Source organism: Odoribacter sp. N54.MGS-14, assembly GCF_000980295.1.
GTDB lineage: Bacteria > Bacteroidota > Bacteroidia > Bacteroidales > Marinifilaceae > Odoribacter > Odoribacter splanchnicus.
Genome location: NZ_LARL01000042.1, coordinates 19,504 through 27,908, shown reverse-complemented (window position 1 = coordinate 27,908; position 8,405 = coordinate 19,504). Strand labels below are relative to the sequence as shown.

The 8,405-nt window shown below is 46.8% G+C and carries 5 protein-coding genes; 1 reads left to right on the top strand and 4 read right to left on the bottom strand.

Annotated elements, in window-relative coordinates; genetic code table 11:
- From WS42_RS15490 to WS42_RS09450, 3 genes are all read right to left on the bottom strand, one after another.
- Positions 1-849: FecR family protein (locus WS42_RS15490; protein ID WP_286728467.1), on the bottom strand; the 849-nt coding region annotated here is incomplete at its 3' end.
- A 366-nt stretch (positions 850-1,215) separates the two neighbouring features.
- A complete protein-coding gene (locus WS42_RS09455; protein WP_046451020.1) occupies positions 1,216-3,825 on the bottom strand; it encodes a hypothetical protein in 2,610 nt (869 codons plus the stop codon).
- 1 nt (position 3,826) lies between these two features.
- The gene (locus WS42_RS09450; protein ID WP_013610678.1) at positions 3,827-4,609 is read right to left on the bottom strand and encodes a 4Fe-4S binding protein; all 783 of its coding nucleotides are present in this window, start codon (positions 4,607-4,609) and stop codon (positions 3,827-3,829) included.
- A 191-nt stretch (positions 4,610-4,800) separates the two neighbouring features.
- Here WS42_RS09450 and WS42_RS09445 point away from each other — a divergent pair, with 191 nt between their 5' ends.
- Positions 4,801-6,141, top strand: coding sequence for an MATE family efflux transporter (locus tag WS42_RS09445; protein WP_229057736.1), 1,341 nt, complete (start codon positions 4,801-4,803; stop codon positions 6,139-6,141).
- Here the strand turns inward: WS42_RS09445 and WS42_RS09440 are convergent.
- Positions 6,138-8,387 carry a cation:proton antiporter domain-containing protein gene (locus WS42_RS09440; protein ID WP_022159967.1) on the bottom strand — a complete coding sequence of 750 codons (2,250 nt, stop codon included), beginning with the start codon at positions 8,385-8,387 and terminating at the stop codon, positions 6,138-6,140. The genes WS42_RS09445 and WS42_RS09440 overlap by 4 nt on opposite strands.
- Between the last annotated feature and the right edge of the window lie 18 nt (positions 8,388-8,405).

Here is an 8,405-nt window from a genome sequence, read left to right as displayed (position 1 = left end):
CGGAGTAATCCGGCAAGCCGATTTACCGGTTTCGACATTCACGCAACCGGTAACCAGCGTAATCTCTGTCCGTTCTTCTCCGGCATAGGCCATCACGTTAAAAGAAGTACCCAATACAGTGGTATGTGTATGAGGGGTATGCACAATAAAAGGACGGGCAGAATCCTTCACAACTTCGAAAAAAGCTTCCCCGGTAATAAATACTTCTCTTTTGCCTCTATCGAAAACCACCGGATATTTCATCTCGGTTTCTGAATTCAGCCATACTTTCGTACCGTCCGATAGCGTCATAATGTATTCTCCGGCACGTGGTACACTCAGTTGATGGTATTCCAAAGGCGTTTTCGAAGAATCTTTCACCTGATATACCAACCCGACCAGCGAATCTTCTATGGCTGTGACAGTCCCCAGGTCCATATTTACCTGATGGTCCGCTTTCAATTCCACCTGACGCCCATCCGCCAAAGTCAGTAAAGCTTTTTTCTCTCCCGATTTTACATCTTTTACGATTATTCTTTCGGGTATAACCGAATCCTCCCGGTGTATAAAATAAGAAATACACAAACCGACCACCAGTATCGCCGCCACTCCCGAAACCCAAGCTGTAAGCCGTAATCGGACGGATTTCTTTTCCAAACCCGACCTGATTTTAGAACTAGCCGCAACAGGATCGATATCCGTCCACCGGCACGCATAATGCAGTTTGTAATATGTAGCGCAGAGCTCTTTGTATAAGACCGGATTCCCCTCGTCCTCCTCCAACCAACGGGAAACTTCTTTTTCCTGCTCTTTACTCGCTTTCCCCCCTAATAACAAAGGAAGAAGTCGTATGATCTCTTCTATCTCCATTAAAAACGTTCGTTTCTTTTGGCTGGAATCCGCTACAAGAAAATGGACAAATGAAAATTGAAAACGGACAATGATTGGAAGCCCCTGTTTCCATTAAAAAACGAATAAGGAAAGTGGAATGAAAAATAAAAACAAGAACATACTCACTGATTATCAGAAGAATATAATAAATATTCCAAGTACTGTATTACCTTGCCACTTAACCAAGCGTTCCGCAAGGGCTAACGACTTTATAAACTTTATGAACTTTACAAACTTTCAACTAATTTAATCGAACGTTTTTGTTTTCGTAAAGAGAAACAGATTTTAAGAAAAAAAGGGTGAAAGAAAGCAGAACTTTTTTTCTTTTTTTTAAGAATAATTGAATTAACGCCGCAAACTGATCTTTTTCTCCTTTCTGCACACCGTACCATCATTCAATACTCCTTCCAGGATAAAAGTACAGTGGTCACAGGCATCATCCATAAAAAAGCGGACATGAGTAGGTTCGGAAGTTTTCAGCTTAATATTAGGATTCCAGTAAACGGTGGGACGTATATCCGTCGAATCGGCCATGGCCAGACGGACCGAGTCGACATCGTAACGGGGAATATAAAAATCTACCGGTTTCTGATACCCTAGCGGTCTGAATACAGATAAGCCTCTCTGTTTTAGCCGTTCCGGCCGGTAATCGAAATTTTCTGTAAATATCAACGCTCCATCCGGGGCTTCCTGCCCAAAATAAAAATAAGACATTCTTTCATCCAACAGGCTGATACTTAAAAACTGTTCCGGATTCATCATCATAATCCGGTCGAATTCTTCCGGAAAATCATTCAATACCAAATGTAGTTTTTTGCCCCGGTAAGTGATTTCTTCCCCGATCACCATAACACCGGGAATTTCCATAAGGGCCGTACGCATATCTTTCTGTTTCATAGCAGCCAACCGGGCAGAATCCAGCATATACCGGGCCGAAGCATCATAGAAAGAATAATTTTTTTTCGGAGGAGTCCTCCTGACCAAAGCTTCGTCGAGCACATATACTTTCACGCCATGGTCGTAATAAAAATCACGGCCGAATTGCTTATAAAACTCATCTTCTCCGTTCGCTTGCCGACGTTCATACGGAATTTGAATCTCAGGCGCCAGATATACTTCCGAATCGATAATCACTTCTACCCCTTTTCTCCCTTTACTATTTCTGGCCTGTACAATGAAACCGGTATTCTCAGGGAAAGAAATTCTTTCCACCAAAAAATGCCCTGTGCTATCCGCCTGCAATACATCGAACTGCATATTTGTCGACAGCAAAGTCAATTGTGCATCTTTTGCCTCTTTTCCCCAGAAGTTTTTTACTCTCCCCGAAATAGTCTGTCCGCGTTCCATATAATAATCGAGTTGTTCAAACTCTCCGGCAGCGACAGCACCGACATCGAAACGAGTCCATCCTTGTGTCAGCAGCAGAAGATCCAGACAACGGTCCGTAGCCCGGTTTACCTCCCGGAAATAAAAGCCCGGATCTTCGATATACCCTTTCAGATCGGAATTCAGCAGCAGTTCAGAAACAATATTGTCCTGCAGGGAATCGCGCAACACGGCAGCATCGTCCGTCACAGACAGCGAAAAACGCCCCTCCCTCAGCGAATCACTGCTTAAAATAAGTTCAACATCGACCGCTTCCCGGCTCATATATCCGTCCCGATCCGTTCCGATACGAAGATCCGTTTTTTCCGGATGACGGATAAAACATAACCTTTGGCTATAGATCCGGCAACGATAATCCATAAGACACAAATGCAATATTCCCTCCGGGAAATTAACGGCCGACAGTTTTCCATGCAACTTTCCCTCCAGGGGAGTACACACTAGTAATTGCCCCCGGGTATGGGCTATCAGATACAGACTATCCGGCAATACCGCCTGTTCTCCTCCGATCACCCGATAAGACAGTTCACGGCCATTTTGCCGGATACTCAAAGCTATACCGGACAGGTTCTCTTCGGGCAGAAAAAATTTTTTTTCCAGTCCCTGAGCAGACTTCACCTTCACGTAATACGTTTTCCCACTTTCCAACGGACTGTTCAACCATCCCATACCATGATGAATACTCCGGACAATATCCACGATACTATCCCGTTCGTCATACAGATAGCCTTCCACATCGACAGATAACCCATCTTTACCGATCGCTTTAAAAGCGACGGTTTGCCTTGTCCCCGGAATAAACTCCCCGCCTTCAGGAAAAAACGACACAGCATAATCGAGCGTATCGGCAGGCAAATGAATAGTCCGGCTGAATTCATAAGGGATATCGTTCGAAAAACGAATCCGGACATCCGAAGGATCTGCCAACTCCCCTATATTAATCCTGACCTTTCCGGATTCATCCGTTCGCCGGCGGTGTACTTTGCCCTCTTTGTCCTTACCGATCAACTGATAATCGACAGCCAGCTTCCGGTAAGGTTCCTTCCGGGAATTCGACAACCGGACAACCGCATATTTTTCTCCTTGTTCTTCCTGGTAAGTGACTCCGGTCAACACCTTCGAATCCGACGGATTGATTAAATGGATTCTCTTTTTATAAATATAGTCTTCCCCCAGATTCTGCATCCAGTAAGAATAACTCCGCAAAAAATATTCCCCCTGACGAATATCCTCCGGTACCTTTAAATAGCCGGCAAAAACAGAATCGATCAAGGCCAGCTTCACCTTTTTAAGCACCGAATCCCGGCGGTTGACCAGATCGACATACACGAAACGGCTATAAGGAGAAGGCCGGTGGGTAGCCGCATCGACCAGAAAAGCCCGGAACCGGATCGTATCTCCGGCATGATAAGATGGGCGGTCGGTATGCAACCAAACCTTTTCCTGCATTCTGGCCTGTCGTAAAACCATAAAGTTGTGAACGACCCGGGTAAAAAAATCCGGATTGTCCGAAGCTGTGAATCCGACGATACAACAACTTACCACCAGCCAGAATAAAAAACGTTTCATGTCATAGAAATATTTCCGGTTCCCGTCGGGTACTGAAATTCTTAAACAACAGATCGGTATAAGGAGTCTCGAACAAACGCGCCTCATTAGGACATTGCTTTACACACGCACAACACTTTATACAACGCCCGGCATCGCTGACGATCTCTTCTTCCAAACGAATAGCCTGCACCGGACAAATCCCGATACAAAATCCGCATTGTGTGCATAATTCAGCTACCGTCTCAGGAGTCTGAGGGGTTTTGGGACCTTTTACTTTATAGGGGAAATTTCCTTTTACCACGATAGGGGCCACCTCATCCAAAGTCTGAAAACGGTTCAATAACCGCCCTACTTGCTCACCGAAAGCCCGCGCTTTCTGTAAATCCGGATTATCCGGCCTTCCTCCGGCTATCGGCCGGTCGGGTCTGCTATAAGAATGTTCACCGATAAAAGCAGCGCCGGCAACAGGCACAAACCCATGAGCCACACACCAATCCCTCAATTCCAGCAAAGCATCGTCGTAATCCCGGTTACCATAAACGACCACCGCAACGGCAGGTGAATCCTGTCCGTAAATGCCTTCCATCCGCTCCAAAGCTGTTTCTGCGATACGTCCCCCATATACCGGAACGACAATTACCGTGATTCCGGAATGAATCGTGAGGTTTTCCTCCGGTTTTTCATAAGTCAGATCGGTTTCCGAAACGTGCCCGGTTCCCAGACCTTGCAAAACGGTCTCACCAATCATATGAGAAGAATGAGTCGGAGAAAAACAAATGAGATGTGCGTAATCGTAAGTCATAGAATAAAGTGTTGATTTTTCGGGGGCAAAAATAACATTAGTTACCATTTTTCCAAACGGAGTCGATAAAAACCTGACATTTTTTCCAAAGGCTCAAGGACTTGCAGAGAGAATAATCAGTTTGTAGATAAATGTATGACATTTTATGGAATTTACACTACTTTTGTGAAACTAATCATACGAAATCTATCTTGACAGATCTGTTTCCCAATTATACCGAAGAAAAACAAAGCATCCGCAAGTTCTTCAGGAGCTATGTTTACCCGGCCATGTTCAACATGGTGGTCATGGCTTTGTACAACATAGTCGACCGGATATTCATCGGGCAGGGAGCCGGCGCTTTGGCTATCTGCGGACTGGCCCTGACGCTTCCCTGCGTTTCTTTGTTGAGTACCGTCGGCACCCTGACCGGAGTCGGAGCTGCTGCCCGCATTTCCACTTCGATTTCTTTAGGCAACCGTTCCCTGGCCTGCTGTATCCTGGGAAATGCCACTGTATTGAATATCCTGTTATCTACGATTCTGATCGTTTACTCCCTGTATCATCTGGACTTTATCCTGGATATCTTCGGAGGAAGCGGGCAAACTATCCCCTATGCCCGTAAATACATGTCCATTCTGATCCCGGCCAGCTTGCTGACGAATCTGAATTTCACCTATTGCCATGCCATCCGTGCCTCCGGTTTTTCCCGCAAATCGATGACCATCGTCTTCGCGGGAGTGATTGCCAATATTATCCTGGACCCGATCTTCATTTTCGGTTTCGGCCTGGGCATTGAAGGAGCAGCCATTGCAACAGCCCTATCTATGTGTATCAGCTCAGTATTGGTGATCCGTCATTTCAGAAGTCCGTCCAATATCCTGAAACTCCAAAGTAAATGTTTCTCTCCCCGGTTTCCGATCTTAGTTTCCATCGTCGGAATCGGTATGGCCGCTTTTATCATGAACATCACCACAGGTATGGTGAATATTATTATGAACCGCTATCTGGAAAACAACGGAGGAGATTACGCTATCGGAGCCTATGGGATCATCAGTAGTTATTCCATCCAGGTCTCTATGTTGCTCATGGGAATATGCCAGGGCATGCAGTCTGTCATCGGTTATTTTTATGCGGCGGGCCATCGGCAGATGACGCTCCATATCCTGCGGAAAGCCATCCGTACGGGAAGTCTGATCGCCTGTTGCGGCTTTATAATCGGCGAAGCATTCGCTCCCTGGTTGGTCAAAGCCTTTACTTCCGATCCGACGCTGCTACAACTCAGCGAAGAGGGGCTGCGGTATACTTTTCTCGCCATGCCCCTGTTAGGGTTTCAACTGATCGTCACCAGCTATTTCCAGTCGATCCGGCAGGCACCTAAAGCCATCACCATGAATATTTCCCGTCAATTCTTATTTCTGATCCCGGCCCTGGGACTGTTTTCACACTGGTGGGGACTGACAGGCATCTGGCTGGCCATCCCCTTCGCCGACCTGATGGCCACACTGATCGCCCTCTTTTTCTTATGGCGGACCGACCGGAAAGCGGATTAATGGATCAGTTCGTATACATTCATTTCCTCCCCCACTACCCAAACCAGATCGCCGGCTTCGAACACCGTATCGGCATCCGGATTTCTTAACGAGGCCGCTCCCCGTTCCACACCGACTACAACACATTTGTATTTGTCCCGGATACCGGAATCCCGGATACTCTTTCCGTTAAAAGGAGAATCTTCGGTGACCACAAACTGTTTCAGGCATACTTCGCTCTGTGTCAGGTCTGAATCCATCGGTGGCAAGGTCATGGACTGCAGTTTACTCCCAAAACGTTCCAGCTGCTCGTCACTACCGATCACCTGTACCCGGTCTTGTGGAAACAAGCGTTCTTTACCACCCGGAATATTGATACAACTCTGTCCCCTGAAAACAGCGACGACCATCACCCCGAAACGACTTCCCAAAGCCAGATCGGCCAACGTATATCCGGCCCACAACGATTCGGACGGAATTATAAAATCGGCCATATGTAAATCCCGTGACAGCAGATGTCCGGCAAATTTCGGAGGCAGCCGTGTTCCGGCATGCCGGGCATACACCTCTCTTACCCGGAAATTCCGCAAAAAATGCCGTTCGATCTGGATAGACTGCTTTTTCAGGTAACGGGAATAAAACATCCCGGCCACCAACACGCAAGCCACTCCCAGCAACAAAGCGATAGAAGCTTTAAAAAGCGACACGATCACCACCATGACATACAATATCGCTATCACGAAACGGAATATGACCAGCGACACCAAATAAGCCCGGCTAAAATATCCATCGTTCCACAGGGTTTGAAACTCGGCCGAATGGTTTTTCTTGGCTACGATAGCCCGCAAAAAAGGTGCGATCAATAACAAAATCAGAACGGCACACAACAACCCTCCCCAAAAGCCGGGCAGCGATCCCCGGATCAAGGGCACCAGAAATTGAAACGAGAGAATCAGAATAGCGATGATGATCACCGAATAAATTACCATTATCCGGATCAGCGAGGTCAGTAAACGCTTCCAGTTACTTTCATGATTGACCACCCGGGTACCGGAAGTATAATGCTCGATAAAACGCTTCCATTTCCGTGGCAAATGCTTTTCGACATAGGGATAAGCCGGCTCGGCAGCCCGGATCATATAAGGAGTCAGAAAAGTCGTTATGACGGCTACAGCGATCACGATCGGGTACAAAAAATTACTGGTCACGTGCATCGTCATGCCCAAGCCGGCGATAATAAAAGCGAACTCCCCGATCTGCGTCAGACAAAATCCCGACTGCAAAGCCGTCTTCAGCGGTTGACCGGCCAATACCACTCCCAGGGTACCGAATACCGACTGTCCGATCAAAACGGTAAGCGTAATAATCACAATCGGCCAGATATATTGGGCGATCATCCCCGGATCGACCATCATCCCCACTGAAACAAAAAATATCGCGGCAAACAAATCTTTCACCGGTTTCACCAGACGTTCTATTTTTTCCGCTTCGATCGTCTCGGCCAGAATAGACCCCATCACGAAAGCCCCCAAAGCAGAAGAGAAACCGACGGCTGTAGCGAACACTACCATCAGGAAACACAAACCGAGAGAGACGATCAGCAAGGTCTCGTCACCCATCAGCAAACGGGTACGCCGGAAAAAAGTAGGAATAATATAAATCCCGGTCAGGAACCACAACAGCAAAAAGAACAAGAGTTTCCCGATACTATACACCATTTCCATCCCTTCGAAATTCTTACTGACAGCCATCGTAGAAAGCATCACCATCAAGACGATAGCGACCAGGTCCTCGATGACTAAAATTCCGAACACCAGCCCTGTAAAACGTTGTGTCCGTAATCCCAAATCCTCGAAAGCCTTATAGATAATCGAAGTCGACGACATGGCCAGCATACCTCCCAGAAAGATACTGTCCATCTGTTTCCACCCCATCGCTACCCCGACGATAAAACCCAAAACCACCATACCCACAATGATAGTCAGGGCAGCGATGATAGCAGGACCTCCTACCTTCATTAACTTTTTAAAACTGAATTCCAATCCCAAAGCAAACAACAGGAATACCACCCCGATATCTGCCCAGGTCTGAATATTTCCGCTGTCGATAACCGTCGGGGTTAACGTGATATGCGGTCCGGCAAGAATACCGGCCACGATATACCCCAATACCGACGGTTGTTTCAGACGCTTGAATATCAGGGTCATCAATCCGGCTGAAGCCAGTATAAGAGCCAGATCCGTAATTAATGTAGGTAAGTGTGACATAAACCACGTAATTTGGCC

Coding starts and splice junctions, on each gene's coding strand:
- WS42_RS09440 (WP_022159967.1), bottom strand. CDS start 8,387: ATGTCACACTTACCTACATTAATTACGGATCTGGCTCTTATACTGGCT.
- WS42_RS09455 (WP_046451020.1), bottom strand. CDS start 3,825: ATGAAACGTTTTTTATTCTGGCTGGTGGTAAGTTGTTGTATCGTCGGA.
- WS42_RS09450 (WP_013610678.1), bottom strand. CDS start 4,609: ATGACTTACGATTACGCACATCTCATTTGTTTTTCTCCGACTCATTCT.